The 13,838-nt window shown below is 67.3% G+C and carries 17 protein-coding genes; 10 read left to right on the top strand and 7 right to left on the bottom strand.

Features of this window, described 5'->3' with window-relative positions; translation table 11 throughout:
* Positions 1-65 precede the first annotated feature (65 nt).
* From ACFVUS_RS03790 to ACFVUS_RS03775, 4 genes are all read left to right on the top strand, one after another.
* Positions 66-626: a copper chaperone PCu(A)C gene (locus ACFVUS_RS03790; RefSeq protein WP_387761622.1), complete on the top strand. Its 561-nt coding sequence runs from the start codon at positions 66-68 to the stop codon at positions 624-626.
* Positions 619-1,851 carry a Dyp-type peroxidase gene (locus ACFVUS_RS03785; protein ID WP_387765390.1) on the top strand — a complete coding sequence of 411 codons (1,233 nt, stop codon included), beginning with the start codon at positions 619-621 and terminating at the stop codon, positions 1,849-1,851. The genes ACFVUS_RS03790 and ACFVUS_RS03785 overlap by 8 nt, the downstream gene beginning before the upstream one ends.
* A 130-nt stretch (positions 1,852-1,981) precedes the next feature.
* Positions 1,982-2,785, top strand: coding sequence for a class I SAM-dependent methyltransferase (locus tag ACFVUS_RS03780; RefSeq protein ID WP_387761621.1), 804 nt, complete (start codon positions 1,982-1,984; stop codon positions 2,783-2,785).
* 23 nt (positions 2,786-2,808) lie between these two features.
* Positions 2,809-3,144 carry a YnfA family protein gene (locus tag ACFVUS_RS03775; RefSeq protein ID WP_387761620.1) on the top strand — a complete coding sequence of 112 codons (336 nt, stop codon included), beginning with the start codon at positions 2,809-2,811 and terminating at the stop codon, positions 3,142-3,144.
* A gap of 114 nt (positions 3,145-3,258) precedes the next feature.
* Here the strand turns inward: ACFVUS_RS03775 and ACFVUS_RS03770 are convergent, their stop codons facing one another.
* Positions 3,259-3,891, bottom strand: coding sequence for a TetR/AcrR family transcriptional regulator (locus ACFVUS_RS03770; RefSeq protein WP_387761619.1), 633 nt, complete (start codon positions 3,889-3,891; stop codon positions 3,259-3,261).
* 108 nt (positions 3,892-3,999) lie between these two features.
* On the opposite strand from ACFVUS_RS03770, the gene ACFVUS_RS03765 reads away from it, so the two are divergent.
* Together ACFVUS_RS03765 and ACFVUS_RS03760 are read left to right on the top strand one after the other, a co-directional pair.
* Positions 4,000-5,475 (top strand): MFS transporter, encoded by a 1,476-nt coding sequence (locus tag ACFVUS_RS03765; RefSeq protein WP_387761618.1) that lies wholly within the window; start codon positions 4,000-4,002, stop codon positions 5,473-5,475.
* Positions 5,472-6,224 carry an SGNH/GDSL hydrolase family protein gene (locus tag ACFVUS_RS03760; protein WP_387761617.1) on the top strand — a complete coding sequence of 251 codons (753 nt, stop codon included), beginning with the start codon at positions 5,472-5,474 and terminating at the stop codon, positions 6,222-6,224. The genes ACFVUS_RS03765 and ACFVUS_RS03760 overlap by 4 nt, the downstream gene beginning before the upstream one ends.
* 102 nt (positions 6,225-6,326) lie before the next feature.
* Here ACFVUS_RS03760 and ACFVUS_RS03755 read toward each other — a convergent pair whose 3' ends face one another.
* Complete coding sequence (locus ACFVUS_RS03755) at positions 6,327-6,677, bottom strand: hypothetical protein (RefSeq protein WP_375967432.1); 351 nt, start codon at positions 6,675-6,677, stop codon at positions 6,327-6,329.
* Positions 6,678-6,860: 183 nt separating this feature from the next.
* Between ACFVUS_RS03755 and ACFVUS_RS03750 the strand changes: the two genes are divergently transcribed.
* Positions 6,861-7,850: a glycosyltransferase family 9 protein gene (locus ACFVUS_RS03750; protein ID WP_387761616.1), complete on the top strand. Its 990-nt coding sequence runs from the start codon at positions 6,861-6,863 to the stop codon at positions 7,848-7,850.
* An 87-nt stretch (positions 7,851-7,937) separates the two neighbouring features.
* On the opposite strand, the gene ACFVUS_RS03745 is transcribed toward ACFVUS_RS03750, so the two are convergent.
* The gene (locus ACFVUS_RS03745) at positions 7,938-8,264 is read right to left on the bottom strand and encodes an ArsR/SmtB family transcription factor (protein WP_387761615.1); all 327 of its coding nucleotides are present in this window, start codon (positions 8,262-8,264) and stop codon (positions 7,938-7,940) included.
* Between the two features lie 254 nt (positions 8,265-8,518).
* Here ACFVUS_RS03745 and ACFVUS_RS03740 point away from each other — a divergent pair, with 254 nt between their 5' ends.
* Both ACFVUS_RS03740 and ACFVUS_RS03735 read left to right on the top strand, forming a co-directional pair.
* The gene (locus ACFVUS_RS03740; RefSeq protein WP_387761614.1) at positions 8,519-9,136 is read left to right on the top strand and encodes a M23 family metallopeptidase; all 618 of its coding nucleotides are present in this window, start codon (positions 8,519-8,521) and stop codon (positions 9,134-9,136) included.
* A gap of 211 nt (positions 9,137-9,347) precedes the next feature.
* The gene (locus ACFVUS_RS03735; RefSeq protein WP_387761613.1) at positions 9,348-10,406 is read left to right on the top strand and encodes a hypothetical protein; all 1,059 of its coding nucleotides are present in this window, start codon (positions 9,348-9,350) and stop codon (positions 10,404-10,406) included.
* Here ACFVUS_RS03735 and ACFVUS_RS03730 read toward each other — a convergent pair.
* From ACFVUS_RS03730 to ACFVUS_RS03720, 3 genes are all read right to left on the bottom strand, one after another.
* Positions 10,357-10,710: a hypothetical protein gene (locus ACFVUS_RS03730; RefSeq protein WP_364634112.1), complete on the bottom strand. Its 354-nt coding sequence runs from the start codon at positions 10,708-10,710 to the stop codon at positions 10,357-10,359. The genes ACFVUS_RS03735 and ACFVUS_RS03730 overlap by 50 nt on opposite strands.
* Before the next feature lie 73 nt (positions 10,711-10,783).
* Complete coding sequence (locus ACFVUS_RS03725) at positions 10,784-11,308, bottom strand: flavoprotein (RefSeq protein WP_387761612.1); 525 nt, start codon at positions 11,306-11,308, stop codon at positions 10,784-10,786.
* Between the two features lie 28 nt (positions 11,309-11,336).
* Complete coding sequence (locus ACFVUS_RS03720; protein WP_387765388.1) at positions 11,337-12,293, bottom strand: NADP-dependent oxidoreductase; 957 nt, start codon at positions 12,291-12,293, stop codon at positions 11,337-11,339.
* A 273-nt stretch (positions 12,294-12,566) separates the two neighbouring features.
* Between ACFVUS_RS03720 and ACFVUS_RS03715 the strand changes: the two genes are divergently transcribed.
* Positions 12,567-12,902, top strand: coding sequence for an RNA polymerase-binding protein RbpA (locus tag ACFVUS_RS03715; protein ID WP_364634107.1), 336 nt, complete (start codon positions 12,567-12,569; stop codon positions 12,900-12,902).
* Between the two features lie 116 nt (positions 12,903-13,018).
* Here the strand turns inward: ACFVUS_RS03715 and ACFVUS_RS03710 are convergent, their stop codons facing one another.
* Complete coding sequence (locus tag ACFVUS_RS03710) at positions 13,019-13,810, bottom strand: ABC transporter permease (RefSeq protein WP_387765386.1); 792 nt, start codon at positions 13,808-13,810, stop codon at positions 13,019-13,021.
* Between the last annotated feature and the right edge of the window lie 28 nt (positions 13,811-13,838).

The following is a 13,838-nucleotide window of genomic DNA, read 5'->3' as shown; positions in this document are numbered from 1 at the left end:
CTTTCGGTGTTCTGACGTTTCGGGTCGAGGTTTTCCGCCGCTTTCCTCATCGAACGGAGTATTTGGTGTCCGTATCTGTCGCAGGCCGCGCGCCGCGTATCGCCCGCCGCCTCACCGCCATCGCCGCCGTATCGGCGCTGGCCGTTTTCCCCGTCGCCTGTTCCTCCGATTCCGGGTCGAGCTCGTCCGCCGGTAAGGCCGCGGACAAGGTGACCATCAAGGATCAGTGGATCAAGGCCGCCGACAGCGGGATGTCCGCCGCGTTCGGCACGCTCGAGAATTCCGGTGATCAGCCCGTGCAACTGGTGGCCGCGTCCAGTCCGGCCTCGGCGCGCGTGGAGATCCACGAGGTGGTCGCCGATGCCGCCGGTGGCGATAAGACCATGCGCCCCAAGGAAGGTGGGCTCGCCATCCCCGCGCACGGGTCGGCCACGCTCAAGCCCGGCGCGGAACATCTGATGTTCATGGATTTGAAGCAGCCGCTGCGCACCGGTTCGGAAACCGCCATCACCCTGGTGTTCTCCGATGGCTCCAGCACCACCGTCACCGCGCAGGTGCGTGATTTCGCCGGCGGCAAGGAGAACTACACGCCCGCCGGTGGCGACAACTCCGCGCACGGTGGCTGAGCCGACACCGCCGCACCCCTCCCGCGTCACCCGGCGTCGCCTGCTCGGGGGCGGCGCCGCGGTGGCGGGCGTCGCGGGTGCGGCCGGAATCGGCTGGGGCGCGGCCTCGGCCACCCATCGCGAACACGATCGCGATCCCGGACTCGAGACGGTGCCGTTCTACGGACCGCATCAGGCCGGAATCGCCACCGACGCACCGGGTTCGGCCGCGTTCGTGGGTTTCGATCTGAATCCGGGGCTGGGCCGCGAGGACATCATCGGTCTGCTCAAGATCTGGACCGATGACGCGGCCCGGCTCACCCGGGGCATTCCGGCACTCGCCGATACCGAACCGGAATTGGCGCAGCGCCCGGCCCGGCTGACCGTGACGGTCGGCTTCGGACCGGAACTGTTCACCGCGGCCGGACTCGACGCCGAACGCCCGGCCTGGCTCAAACAGTTGCCGCCCTTCAAGATCGATCAATTGGATCCGGCCTACACCGGCGCGGACCTGCTGTTGCAGATCTGCGCCGACGAGGCCACCACGGTCGCGCACGCGGTGCGGGTGCTGTCCAAACATGTGAAATCGCTGGTGCGGGTGCGCTGGGTGCAACGCGGATTCCGCAATGCGCCCAAGGGCCACACCATGCGCAATCTCATGGGCCAGGTGGACGGGACGGTCAATATCCCGCCGGGCACAGCCGATTTCGATCGACTCGTCTGGGATGACGGCACCGCGCGCCCGTGGCTGGCGGGCGGCACCTCCCTGGTGCTGCGCCGGATCGCCATGAAGCTGGACACCTGGGACGAACTCGATGCCGACGGGCGAGCCATCACCATGGGACGGCACGATTCGAACGGTGCGCCCCTGACCGGGACCACCGAATTCGACGACCCCGACTTCACCAAGGTCGACCAGTACGGCATCCCGGTGATCCCGCCCTCCTCACACATCGCTCGCGCACACCACGCGCACGACAATGAGCGATTCCTGCGCCGGGGCTACAACTATGACGAGGCACCGGCCCCCGGCCAGGTGTCGAATTCGGGATTGTTGTTCGCGGCCTACCAACGCGATGTCGATGCCCAGTATCTGCCGGTACAGGCCCGCCTCGCGGAATTCGACGCCCTGAACCAATGGACCACCCCCGTCGGTTCGGCCGTGTTCGTCCTCCCGCCCGGCGTCCCCGCGCCCGGCGGCTACCTCGGCCAGCAACTCTTCGACGCCGCAGCGCGGCAACGCTGACCCCCGGCCGGACCGACCTGAGGGGCGGTCCGGCCGGACATCCGGCATCCGATTGGCTAACCCGCGTCGAGGGGTACACGCGGCGGCGTACGCTCGGCTGACGAGTCGAAAAGGTGCGAGAGGTCGCGTCATGTCAGCCGATGACAGCGTGTTCACGGGGGTCGTGGCGAAGTTCTATGAAACCTATCTGGTGCCATTGATATTCGAGCCCTACGCACTGCCCGCCGTGCGACTGCTCACCGCACCGGATATATCCGAGGTATTGGAGATCGCGGCGGGCACCGGTGTGGTCACCCGGGTGCTCGCACGCGAATTGGCCACCGGCACAGCCATTGTGGCAACCGATCTGAACCAGGCCATGCTGGATCAGGCCGCGGCGATCGGGACCGCGCGACCGGTCCAATGGCGGCAGGCCGACGCCCAGCAACTCCCTTTCCCCGATGCCTGCTTCGACGCGGTCGTGTGCCAATTCGGCGCGATGTTCTTCCCCGACCGGACCGGCGCGTATGCCGAAGCGCGCCGGGTACTGCGGCCGGGCGGACGGTTCGTGTTCAGCACCTGGGATCGCATCCAGGTCAATGAATTCGCCGATACCGTGATCGCAGCGATGGCATCGATATTTCCGGACGATCCACCGCGGTTTCTCGCGCGCACACCGCACGGCTATCACGAGATATCGACGATTACCGCGGATGTGCTGCGGGCCGGGTTCGGTGAACCACGCATTGATACCGTCACCGAGCGCAGCCGTGCGGAGTCGGCGCATATCCCCGCACTGGCTTACTGTCACGGCACTCCGCTGCGCGATGAGATCGAGGCCCGGGGTGATCTCGACATGGCAACCGCGGCGGCGGAGCGGGCACTCACAGCACGGTTCGGAACCGACGCGGTGGACGGGATGATCCGCGCGCACCTGGTCAGCGTTCGCCGATAAATCGCTGCTCTAGGGTTGTGCACATGACCGTGTTGCGATCGATCGCGCTGTTCGCACTGGCCGCCGTCGCCGAAATCGGTGGGGCCTGGCTCATTTGGCAGGGGGTGCGCGAACATCGCGGATGGGCGTGGATGGGGGCGGGGGTTATCGCGCTGGGGTGCTACGGGTTTGTGGCGACGCTGCAACCCGATGCGAATTTCGGGCGGATCCTGGCGGCCTACGGCGGGGTGTTCGTGGCCGGATCGCTGCTGTGGGCCATGGTTTTGGACGGGTTTCGGCCGGACCGCTGGGATGTGATCGGCGCGCTGGTGTGCCTGGCGGGTGTCGCGGTCATCATGTATGCGCCTCGCTCCACGTGAAACAACCTCTGACCTGCGCGCATGCGCGCATTTCGGGCAAAACTGCACTCCGCGAAAGAAATTCGCGTTCGCGCCGGTCAGCGCGATGTCGATGATCGTTCCGCGCGAATCCGTTCAGCGCGTTGCGGATCCGATGAGCAGATCGATGAGGGTGCGGGCGGTCGGGATCGCGGAATCGTCGCCGAGGCGGGCCGCGGTATTGGCCGCGGACACCAGCGCGTCGAACTGGAAGGCCAGCGCGTGCGGATCCTGTCCGAGCGCGTAACCCTGCTCCTGGGCGCGGCCGATCTCCTTCTCCAGCAACGCGAACCAGTCCGCGCGATCGGCGGCGAGCGCATCGCGCACCGGGCCCGGGCGGCTATCGAATTCCGAGAGTCCGGCAACCCGGAAGCAACCACCGGGCAAGACCGGTTCACCGATGTAGACGAACCAGTTGTCCAATAGCGCGCGCAGGCGGTCGATACCCCCGGGGACCGAGAGCGCGGACCGCACCACATGGTCGATGAATACCTCGCGGGCGGATTCGACGGCGGCCAGTTGCAGATTCTCCTTGGTGCCGAACAGCGTCGCCACACCGCTCTTGCTCACCCCGAGATCGGTGGCGAGCCGCCCGAGACTCAACCCGGTCAGCCCCTCCACGGAAGCGACATCGGCGGCATGCCGGGCAATGGAGGCGCGGGCGCGCGCTCCCTTCAGCAGGCGCTGATCGGAAATCTGCTGTTCAGCGGGGTGCACGGGCTCATCCATTCTTCCAGTCTCGCACTAACTCTTGCCTAAACGCACGATCGGTCGTACTTTTCAACAATACGAACGATCGTGCGTACAGTTTTGATCCCGCCTCTCGGAAGCACTCCCATGACAGAGACCTCCGCGCGACCAGCCCTCGCGCCGGCCGACTCCGACCAATCCCCCGCACCCACACCCGCCGAAACGCCGGCCACCGGTGACGGGCACCTTCCGCACCCCGCCGACCGCTCCAGCCGCCGCGCACTACTGGTGGCCTGCGGCGCGGCTTTCATTGCCTTCCTTGATCTTTCAGTGGTCAACATCGCCTTCCCCGCCATCGGGCGCGATTACCCCGGCACCGCACCGGCCACACTCACCTGGGTGGTCAGCGGATACGCGGTCGCCTTCGCCGCACTGCTCACCCCCGCCGGACGCCTGGCCGACTCACTCGGACGCGGACGCGTATTCCTCGGCGCGCTGGCCGGATTCGCCCTCACCTCACTACTGTGCGCACTCGCACCCGGAGCCGAATGGCTCATCACCGGACGCTTCCTGCAGGGCGCGACCGCCGCATTCCTCATCCCCGCAGGACTGGGATTGGTGCTCAGCGCCACCCCGCCCGCCCACATCGGCATGGCCATGGCGGCCTGGACCGCCGCGGGCGGATTCGCCGCCACCGTCGGCCCCGCGGTCGGCGGTGCGCTCGTGGACTGGTTCGGCTGGCGGTCGGTCTTCGTCATCAATGTGCCGATCGCGCTGGCGCTCATCGCCTTTGGACTGACCCTCACCTCGAACGAAGAACGTCACCGTGACGGACTGCCCGATCTGCTCGGCACCGCCGCCACCGGACTCGGCATCGGCGCGGTCGTGGCCGCGGTGACCCAGGGACAGCAGTGGGGCTGGACCGATCCGCGCACCCTGATCGCCGGAATCGGCGGGGCGGTCCTGCTCGGCATCGCACTGTGGCGCTCGCGGCGGCATCCGCGCCCCGCCATCGCCGTAACCCTGTGGCGCAGTCACCGGTACGCACTGGTCAACGCCGTGGCGTTCGTCTTCGGCACGGCCATGTTCGCCTGGCTGCTGGCCGGACCGCTCTGGCTCGACAGCATCTGGCACTACTCGGTATTGAAGTCCGCCGGGGTCATGACGGTCGGGGCCATCGCCTCGATGGTGACCGCCGTGATCGCCGGGCGCGCATCCGAATCGGTCCAGCGCTGGCTCGGAGTGCTCGGCGCGCTCATGTTCGCCGCGTCCACGCTGTACATGAGCACCGGTGTCTTCGATGCCACCCCCGAACTCTGGAAGGGCTGGATTCCCGCGGGCATTCTCGGCGGCGGCGGAGTCGGCATCGTGGTGACCGTACTCGGCACCGCGGCCGCGAGATCGCTTCTGCCGCAACGCTTCGCGGCCGGGGTCGGCATGAATCTGACCGCCCGCCAATCCGGTGGCGCGCTCGGGGTGGCGGTGCTGGCCGCGATCTTCGCCGCCCGGCCGAGCGATCCCATCGCCGCCTTCCACACCCTGTTCCTGGTCTGCGCGATCATCGCGCTGGCCGCCGCCGTACTCGTGGCCCTGCCCGCTCGCACCGAGGAAGTGAACGCATGAGCGCCAATGACATTCGAACCGCCGACACCGGCATGCGCGAGGTGAGCACCGACCTCCCCAGCCTGGACACCCGAACCCCGCGCACCCGGATCGGACTCGACGATCCCTATCTACTCACCGATCCCATCGCACGCGAGTTGTTCGCGGTGGTGCCGTGGCGGCGGTTCGCGGTCATCGGCGATTCCACCGCGGCGGGCACCGGCGATCCCTCCCCGGGTCATGAGAATGTGTCCTGGGCCGATCGCCTGGCGCGCTGGTTCCTGGCCGCGCATCCGGCCACCGACTACCTCAATACCGGCCGCGTCGGCGCGACCATTCCCGAGGTGCGCGCCGAACAGCTCGGCGTACTGCGTGCCTTCCGCCCGGATCTGGTGCACATCACCTGCGGCGGCAATGACCTCATGCGCCGCGACGGCGATGTCGAGGCGGTCGAACGCGATCTCGACGAACTGTGCGCCGATATCGCCGCGACGGGTGCGCGGCTGTCCATGTTCACCCTGGCTGACGCGTTCACCGGGCCATTGCGGCCGCTGCGCCCGCGTTTCGCCGGGTTCGCCGAGAGTGTGCGGCGGGTGGCCGCGCGGCACGACGCCATCCTCACCGAATTCTGGCAGCACCCCGCCCGGCTGCGCGCGGACTGGCTCAGCGCCGACAGCATTCACCTGACCATGGCCGGTCAGGCCGTCGTGGCCGCCGAATTGGCGAAATCGTTTGCCCGCCACGCCGACTCGAGGCACGGCGGCGAATAATCCGGAAGCACGGACATCCCGCGTCACGTCGAAGCGCCTCGGCCACCTGAGCATTCAGCGCCGAGGCGCTGCGTGAGCATTCAGCGCCGGGGCGCGGCGGCGTCAGTGCCAGAGCGCGGCGATGAACACGTTCAGAATCGCCAGCCCACCCGCGGCGTGTGTCATCCACGGCACCGCCTTACCGCGCTTGGCATCGGCCCGGCCCATCTCCGCGAACGCCGCGACCAGTACGGCCACAACGAGTTTGGTGATGATCTTCGGCATATTCGGATCCTTGCCGAGCGAATCGATCGACTCGGCCAGCCCGACCAGAATCACGCCGGTGATGAGCTGGGCGCGCGCACCCCACACCATCAATTCCGACACTCGGGGCTGCGCGGCGACGTATCCGCCGACCACCGCCGCCATCCCGAGCAGATGGGACACAACCACCAGGTTGTAGACAACGTCCATGGCTGTACACGCTAACGGATCCGCTCGCGTCAACGACAGCCGGTAGTACCGAAAAGTCCCTGCTGATCGGGTGCGTCACAGGTTTTGCCACCCCACCGGCCGGGTAGTCCTCCTCCAGTGGCTCTCCGTGCTGTACCGGGAGGGCCCTCAATGTGTGAGCAGTGACGCTTAGGGAGAACGCAGGTGGCGGTTGTACTCGTGCTGCGGGCACGCGGGCTGGGTGATCTACTCACCGCGGTCCCCGCACTGCGCGCACTACGCCGGGCCCGGCCCCAGGACCACATCGCACTGGCCGCACCGCACCGACTCAAACCCATTGTCGATCTCATCGCCTCCATCGACGAGATGATCCCGACCGCCGATCCCGCCGGAATCCGCTGGGACGGAGCGCCACCCGCGCTCGCAGTGAACCTCGACGGAGCGAGCGCCGACAGCATCGCCGAACTCACCCGCGTACACGCTGACCGCGTACTGACCTATCGGAACCCGGCCTTCCCGGAGGTGGCCGGACCCGACTGGCAGATCGATATGCACGATGTGGACCGCTGGTGTCATCTGCTCGAATCCGCGGGGATCAGCGCCGATCGCCGCAATCTCGGACTGGTGCCACCGGTCGCGAGCACCAGCCATCGCGATTGCGTGGTCGTGCACATCGGCGCGGGAGCCGCGGCGCGGCGCTGGCCACCGGATCGATTCGCGGCGGTGGTGCGGCATCTGCTGGTGCAGGAACGCGATGTGGTGCTCACCGGTGACGAGACCGAACGCGATATCGCCCTCGGGGTCGCCGCGCGCGCCGGACTGCCCATCACCCATGTGCTCGCGGGCCAGCAGAACCTCATCGAACTCGCCGCCACGGTCGCCGAGGCCGCGCTCGTGGTGTGCGGGGATACCGGAGTCGCCCATCTGGCAACGGCTTTCGGCACCCGGACGGTCCTGCTGTTCGGGCCGACCCCGCCCAGCCGCAGTGGTCCGCCGCCGCATCTGCTGGGCAGGCATGCGGTGCTGTGGGCCGGGCAGGTCGGGGATCCGGACGCGGACACCACCGATGCGGGACTGTTGAAGATCAATGTGCCCGAGGTCATCAACGCCATCGACAAACAGCTGCGCAAACGACCGTGGCCCGGCACCGGACTGGATCGCCGTGCGCAGCAGGCCTACCGGCGCGTGGGTTGAACGACCGCGCGGCACTCCGCTATATGCGGTCACTCCTCTATATGGGAGTGACCGCTTCTATATAGAGGAGGCGTTGTCGAACGGGCGTCAGGTGTCCGCGATATCGGCACGGGCGCTGGACAGCGCCGCCGAATACGCCGCGATAGCGCTGGGCCAGAACTGTTCGAGATAGTCGCGGGCATCGGCCAAACCGCGCGGGTCCAGGGTGTAGAGGCGGCGGGTGCCCTCGGGCTGCACCATCACCAGCCGTGCCTCACGCAGGACCTTCAGGTGTTGAGATACCGCCGAGCTACTGACTCCGGCCAGTTCGGCGAGCTCGCCGACCGATCGCGGTCCCTGCGGTAGCGCCTCGAAGACCGCGCGCCGGGTAGGGTCGGCCAGGGCGCTGAGCACTTTCACTCCGTTAGCGGGCACTTAAATAGGGTGCCCGGCGAAGTTGATCAGGTCAATACACGCTCGAACGCCCGATCCCGAGGTCATAACGAAATTACCACCGTGTCGTTATCTACCCGTGACAATCGACCTGGCGTTTTGTACCAATGTGACGGTCGCAACAGGGTTTGCGGACCGGTTATGACCTCTCATACGTTCGATGCATGCCCGTAACCGTTCCGTTATCTCGAAGCCTGAAGAGGGCGAGCCGGTACCGGTCGGCCGCAACTCGTGCCGTGGCCGTCTCCGCGGTCGTCTGCGCCTCCGTGAGCGCGCTGGCCGCCGCCGACCCGAACACCGATACCCCGGACAGCAATGCCTCGGTTATCGCCGCCGCCACCGCGCCCGCTGCGAAGTTCACCGCGTTCACCCCGTACGAAGCCCAGATGCCGCAGTTCGTGCCGCCGGAGGTCACCGACTTCCTGCGCAACCTCGGAATCGAGCAGGCCCGCCCCAAGACCGTTCGCCCCGTGGCCGGTCCGCTGACCTCCGGGTTCGGTGTGCGCTGGGGCGCCATGCACGCCGGTATCGACTTCGGCGACGGCTTCGGCTCGCCCATTCGCGCCGTCACCGACGGCACCGTCATCGAGGCGGGCCCCGCCTCCGGTTTCGGCCTGTGGGTGCGCGTACAGCAGGACGACGGCACCATCGGCGTCTACGGCCATATGCAGGACATCCTGGTGAACGTCGGCCAGCAGGTGCGCGCGGGCGATGAGATCGCCACCGTCGGCAGCCGCGGCTACTCCACCGGACCGCACCTGCACTACGAGGTGCATACCTCCCCCGGTGCGGCCATCGACCCGCTGCCCTGGCTCGCGGGCCGCGGCATGGATGTCGGCACCGCGTCCGACTGAGCCTTCGCTCCAACCCCGCCCGAACATCGATGAGGGGTGCTCGGGACGCACCGGGAATCGAAGAGGGATTCCCGCTGCCGCGCAACGCTTTTCCATGACAAGAACCCCACCCGGGATATCGGTGCGGGGTTCTTCTCATACCCGGGTACTACGTGCCGACCACACCGGCGGGGGACGCCCGGCGCGGGAACGCGCTCCTAGCGTCACCGATATGACCACCAGCGTCGCCGAAAACCCTGCCCCCGCGCCCGCTTCCACCCTGCGGCCCTGGCATCGCCCCCTACTCGGGATGACCGTCGTCATGTCCACCCTGGCCGTATTCTCGCTGTGCGCCATGGCATTCGACGATCGCATGCTGCTGCACGAATCGGTCTGGCTCAAACCGCTCAAATTCGCGGTCGCCTTCGTCGCGTACTCGCTCACCCTGGCGTGGCTGCTGCGGTTCCCGCATCGCGGGCAGCGGCTCACCTGGTGGATGGGAACGATATTCGCCGCCACCGGAATACTCGATGTCGGATTCATCGTGATGCAGGCCGCGCGCGGCACCTTCAGCCATTTCAATACCGAGACCGACGCCTTCAACACCATCGGACAGCAGATCTTCATGACCGGTGTGCCCGGGTTGTTCCTGGCGAATCTGGTCATCGCGGTGACGCTGAGCTGGCAGCGCGTCACCGATCGACCCGTCACGCGCGCCATCCACGCCGGACTCGCCCTGGCCGTGGCCGGAATGGCCGTGGCGTACATGATGGGCTTCAGCGGGAAACAGGAATCCACCGACGCCTACGGCAAGCCGATCGAGCTCGCGGCCGGGCACACCTTCGAAGCCGGACAGCCCAGCGTGCGCGACGGCGTCGCGGGGATGCCGATCACGCACTGGAGCACCGTCGGCGGCGATCTGCGCATCGCGCATTTCCTGGGCCTGCACGCGATTCAGATTCTCATCATCGCCGCGCTGCTGCTGGCCCGTCTGGCTCCGCGCACCCGCTGGCTGCGCACCGAACGCGCTCGCGCCGACCTGATCTGGGTGCTCGCCCTGACCTATGCCGGAGTGTTCGGTGTCACCGCCTGGCAGGCGCTGCGCGGCCAGGCATTGATCCACCCCGATGCGGCGACCCTGATCGGATTCGGGATCACCGCCGCCGTACTGCTACTGGGCACCTGCCTGGTCTACGCGATCCACGGGCGAGACCGCACGCGAGCGACCTCCGCCACCGGTGTCAGCGCAACCGCTCGGCATCGCGCGTCAGTTTCACCAATATCGCGGTGAGTTCGGACAGTTCGATGGAATCGGCCCCCTCCTCGACGGCGGTGGCCACATCCTCGGCGGCACAGCGCGCGGCGAACCAGCGATCGGACAGATCCCCGACCTCCTGCGCGCTGAGCACCACCGAATCCTCGGGAATCCCGCTCCCCTTCAGACTGTTCCGCGCCTCGTACGCGCGCTGCCGACACGATTGGCGGCAATAGCGCCGACGCCGTCCCACCTCCGAATCGGCGATCTCCCTCCCACACCACTGGCAGGACAGTTGCCGCTTGGGGGCGCGATGATCTGAGGTAGGAGTACGCGTCACGCAGGACACGATAGCCGGATCGATCACCGGTACCCCCACAACGCCACAACCCCACCTCGCGTTTTCCCATCAATTACGACTCGACACGCCGCGCGGGATGCTCGAGCACCGCCCGCCAGGCCGCCGAAAGTGGAAGTGCCGCACCCGGTTCAGCGGGCACGATGGTGACACCGCTCTCGGCGAGGATGCGCAGCGCCCGCTTGATCGGTGCGAAGTTCAACTGTCCGGGACTCGAATAGGGAACGGCCACAACCGGTTTCCCATCTCCGGTGGCCTCGATCAGCAGACCGAGCGCGAGCGTGTCCGAAATCCCCACCGCCCATTTGGCCACCGAATTTCCGGTCAGCGGAGCCACGATCATGGCGTCCGCGGGCGGCAGCAGATCCGGTGTCCCGGGATCCTTGTATTCGCTGCGCACCGGCCATCCGGTCGCGGCCGCGAGCGCCTCGGCATCGATGAACCTTCTCCCCGACGGGGAGGCGATCACACACACCTGCCACCCGTCGCCGCGCGCCATATCCACCAGTGCCGCAATCTCACTCGCCCGGGACGAGCCGGTGACGATCGCGTAGAGCACCGGCACACCGTGATCATTCATATGATCAGCATGGGCCACCGAGCACGGGTTACGGGATGAGCACGAGCTTGCCGGGTGCGTGGCCCTTGATCCCGTCGCGATGCGCCTGCGCCGCCTCGGGCAGCGGGTAGACCGCGTCGACCAGAATCCGCAGTTCGCCCGCGCGCGCGGCCAATTCCGCACGCGCGGCATTGCGGACGGCGAACCCCGCGTCCTGGCCGGGTCCGTAACCCAGCGCCTTGATCCCCGCGGCGATATGGCGATCCGAGGCCGCGATGGAGGCGATGCGGCTGCGATCGGCGACCGTCTCGAGCGACACATCCAGGGCCTCGTCACCACCGGCGCAGTCGATGGCGGCGGTGATGGGTCCGGACGCGGCGGCCCGCACGCGATCCAGCAGTCCGGGACCGTAGCTCACCGCGATGGCACCGAGGCTGTCCAGCAGTTCATGATTGGCGGCACCCGCGGTGGCGATCACGGTCGCACCGGCGGCCACGGCCAACTGCACGACCAGCAGGCCCACCCCACCCGAGCCGCCGTGCACGAGCACGGTGTCGCCCCGGCCGACGCCGGCCGCGTGCAGCGTGTGCACCGCGGTGGTGCCGGTGAGCATCAACGCGCCGGCCTCGGGCCAGCCCAGCTCGGCGGGTTTGGGGATCAGCGAGGTCACGGGCGCGGTGACGTAATCGGCGTAGGCGCCGGTGACCGGGTAGACGATCACCTCCGCGCCGATCTCGACATCGTGCACGTCCGCACCGATCGCCGTGACCACTCCCGCGCATTCCAATCCCAGCCGGGGCAGCTCCTCGGTGAGCCCGGCGGCGTCCTTCTCCTGCTCGTCCACGTCGTGGAAAGCGCCGCTGTACAGCTTCCAGTCGATGGGGTTCACCCCGGCCGCGCGCACCCGCACCACGACACCGTCGGCAGCGGGCAGCGGTATCGGCGTCTCGACGAGCTCGAGCACGTCCGGTGACCCGTATCCGGTCGGCCGCACGGTCCGGTTCATGGTCTGCGATTCCTGATCTCTGCTCATGAACTCAGTCTCGAACCCGAGTGACATGATGTCTACTGCATAGTTCGCACTCTATGATTGCGTCGAACGCAATCCATGCACCGGCAAGCGCACCGGACACGCCGTGGCGAAAGCGTCCCCGACGGGCGAGTAGAATGGCAGGGTTCTCCCCCCACGGGAACCGAAGCCCACGCTCATGCGTTAACTGTGCAGAAGCGTTGACATGAAGTTTTGAACGTTGCCGATAGGCGAGAAGGGACCGCACCCATGGCAGATCGCGTACTCCGGGGCAGTCGACTTGGAGCGGTGAGCTACGAGACCGACCGCGACCACGACCTGGCGCCCCGTCGGATGGCGCGGTACAAGACGGAGAACGGCGAGGAATTCGATGTTCCGTTCGCCGATGACGCCGAGATTCCCCCGACCTGGTTGTGCCGCAACGGCCAGGAGGGTGTGCTCATGGAGGGCACCACGCAGGAGCCCAAGAAGGTGAAGCCGCCGCGCACGCACTGGGACATGCTGCTGGAGCGTCGCAGCAAGGAGGAGCTGGAAGAGCTCCTGCAGGAGCGGATGGATCTCATCAAGAGCCGTCGCCGCGCCTGATCCGCGGTAGTACCGCGCGCTGAAGAATTGGCCGAGCCCCCCTCCCATTCGGGAGGGGGGCTCGCCTCTTACATCTTACCGGCCCGCCACCATTGGCGGGCCGAAATGGTTGCTACTCAGTGGCTGGCGACCTTGCGGTACTGCAACAGCGCCAAGGGAACCGCGATCGCGAGGATGCCGAGCGAGCACAGCGACGCGTACATGATGCAGTGATCGGCGGGCCAGCCCTGGGCGGGGGTGAATCCCGGGGGCGAACCATTGCCGAAGAGTTTGCGCCCGGCCGCCGAGACCGCGGTAATGGGATTCCAGGCGGCGACCGTGCGCAGCGGACCCGGCAGGGTCTCCCCGGAGATGAAGGCCGAGGAGATGAATGTCAGTGGGAACAGCCAGATCAGGCCCGCGCTCTGCGCCACCTCGACGCTCGGTGACATGAGCCCGGTGAGCGCGCCGACCCAGGACATGGCGAATGCGAAGAGCAGGATGACCGCGAAAGCCAAGATGGCGTTGATGACTCCGTCGTTGATGCGCCAGCCCACCGCGTACCCGCAGCCGACCATGACCGCCAGGGCCAGGATATTGACCACCAGATCCGAGAGCGTGCGGCCCATCAGCACCGCCAGCCGGGACATTGGCAGCGTGCGCATCCGGTCGATAATGCCCTTGTGCAGGTCGTTGGCCAGGCCGACGGTGGTGAACGCGGCGTTGAATGCCACTGTCTGGGTGAAGATTCCGGCCAGCAGGAATTCGCGGTACTGTCCGCCGCCCAGGGACGCGCCGAAGATGTACGCGAACAGGAACACGAACATGAGCGGCTGGATGGTGGCGGTGACCAGCAGGGTGGGCACCCGCAGGATGGTCAGCAGATTGCGGTAGGCGACGATGGCGCTGTCCCGAATCGCCCTGGGCAGCAATAGGAGCGCGGTGTTGTCCGTGCTC

Source organism: Nocardia sp. NPDC058058, from assembly GCF_042885355.1.
Lineage (GTDB): Bacteria > Actinomycetota > Actinomycetes > Mycobacteriales > Mycobacteriaceae > Nocardia.
Note: the sequence above shows the minus strand (reverse complement) of the source record. Positions and strands in the feature narration are given on the sequence as shown.

Coding starts and splice junctions, on each gene's coding strand:
- ACFVUS_RS03755 (WP_375967432.1), bottom strand. CDS start 6,677: ATGGACGTTGTCTACAACCTGGTGGTTGTGTCCCATCTGCTCGGGATG.
- ACFVUS_RS03770 (WP_387761619.1), bottom strand. CDS start 3,891: ATGGATGAGCCCGTGCACCCCGCTGAACAGCAGATTTCCGATCAGCGC.
- ACFVUS_RS03765 (WP_387761618.1), top strand. CDS start 4,000: ATGACAGAGACCTCCGCGCGACCAGCCCTCGCGCCGGCCGACTCCGAC.
- ACFVUS_RS03760 (WP_387761617.1), top strand. CDS start 5,472: ATGAGCGCCAATGACATTCGAACCGCCGACACCGGCATGCGCGAGGTG.
- ACFVUS_RS03775 (WP_387761620.1), top strand. CDS start 2,809: ATGACCGTGTTGCGATCGATCGCGCTGTTCGCACTGGCCGCCGTCGCC.
- ACFVUS_RS03725 (WP_387761612.1), bottom strand. CDS start 11,308: ATGAATGATCACGGTGTGCCGGTGCTCTACGCGATCGTCACCGGCTCG.
- ACFVUS_RS03735 (WP_387761613.1), top strand. CDS start 9,348: ATGACCACCAGCGTCGCCGAAAACCCTGCCCCCGCGCCCGCTTCCACC.
- ACFVUS_RS03715 (WP_364634107.1), top strand. CDS start 12,567: ATGGCAGATCGCGTACTCCGGGGCAGTCGACTTGGAGCGGTGAGCTAC.
- ACFVUS_RS03780 (WP_387761621.1), top strand. CDS start 1,982: ATGTCAGCCGATGACAGCGTGTTCACGGGGGTCGTGGCGAAGTTCTAT.
- ACFVUS_RS03720 (WP_387765388.1), bottom strand. CDS start 12,293: ATGAACCGGACCGTGCGGCCGACCGGATACGGGTCACCGGACGTGCTC.